We start from the raw sequence: 1,409 nt of genomic DNA, 5'->3' as shown, positions 1-1,409 counted from the left end.
CTAGTACGGCAGCCGCCGTTCGTGATCATGGTTGGAGTTCGAGGGTGAGGCGGCGAGCGTAGTGGGCTCGTTTGGCTCGTGCTTGGTGTCGGCGTCGCCAGTTTGACCAGCGCAATCGGTAGGCGATGCTGCGGGTAGGGCGGATGAGCAGGACGTTGATCAGGCGGCGGATCTCGTTGGTGGTCAGTTGGATCATGTCGGGTTGGTCGTGTTGGTGGGTTGTCCGGGCGTCGGCGGCGCAGATCGCGAGGATGGCGAGGGCTGCCAGGGCGAGGGTGGTGAACCGGTGCCATGAGGTCCAGCGGCGGACCTGGTGCTGGTCGAGGCCGACCTGACCCTTTCCTGCCTGGAACGATTCCTCCACGGTCCAACGAACTCCAGCCACTCGGACGAGTTGGGCGAGGGTGGCTGGGTGGGGCGTCCAGCAGCGGTAGAAGGCCAGCTCACCGGTGGTGTTGTTGCGGCGGATCAGCAGACTGTGCCGGCCGTCGTCGTCGGGGTCACCGTCGGCGCCGACGTCGGCCAGCCAGGCCCAGTCGTAGAGTCGTGGTCCTTTTGACCCGTTGCCGGCGCTGCGCCGGGTCCATGCTGTGGCGGGCAGGTCATCGGCCAGTCGGTCGGCGCGGCGGCGGGTCTTGCCGCCGTCGATCGGCACGAGATGATCGCGGGAGACCGCCAGGACGTAGCCCAGGCGGTGTGTGCGTAGCTCGCCGCGTAGCCGGGTGTTGTTGCCGTAGGCCTCGTCCGCGGCGACCCATCGGGCCGGGACCAGGGCCTTCACGGCGGCGGTGATCATGTCGTCGGCGAGTTCGGATCGGGTGGCGAAGGCGACGTCGTCCGGGACGCCGGCCTGCTCACACCGCTGACGGTCGTCGGTCCAGGACTTCGGCAGGTAGACCCGGCGGTCGATCAGGGTGTGGCCGTGTCGGCTCGCGTAGGCCAGGAACACGCCGACCTGGGCGTTCTCGATCCGCCCGGCGGTACCGGTGTATTGACGCTGAACACCGACGGTGTGCACGCCTTTCTTCAGGTCGCCGGTCTCGTCGACCACGAGGACACCGTCGGGGTCACCGAGCCGGTCGACGACGACTCGCCGCACGTCGTCACGCACGGCCTCGGCGTCCCACTTCGCTCGGTAGAGCAGCCGCTGCATCGCATCCGGGCGAGCATGCCCGGCCTGCTCCGCCAACTGCCAGCACGTCTTGATCTGAAGGTCCGCGAGCAGGCCGGTAACGAAGCCGACGGCCGCCCAACGGGGTTCGACTCGGGCGAACCGGCCCGCGAATGAGTTGGTCACCAGGTCGATAGTTCGCCGCCACTGGGCAGGCTCTAAGCTGTGACTCTCGGCCACCGCAAGGTCTGATGTTGTGTCCACAACACACAGACGATCATGCGGTGGCCGTCCTCGT

General features: G+C 67.6%; 1 protein-coding gene. It reads right to left on the bottom strand.

Annotation, left to right across the window (positions count from 1 at the left end; all coding sequences use genetic code 11):
• Positions 1 to 25 precede the first annotated feature (25 nt).
• Positions 26 to 1,351 carry an IS701 family transposase gene (locus tag ACLQ28_RS34390; protein ID WP_425690427.1) on the bottom strand — a complete coding sequence of 442 codons (1,326 nt, stop codon included), beginning with the start codon at positions 1,349 to 1,351 and terminating at the stop codon, positions 26 to 28.
• Positions 1,352 to 1,409: the final 58 nt, after the last annotated feature.

The organism is Micromonospora sp. DT201 (genome assembly GCF_049841575.1).
Classification (GTDB): domain Bacteria; phylum Actinomycetota; class Actinomycetes; order Mycobacteriales; family Micromonosporaceae; genus Micromonospora.
Note: the sequence above shows the minus strand (reverse complement) of the source record. Positions and strands in the feature narration are given on the sequence as shown.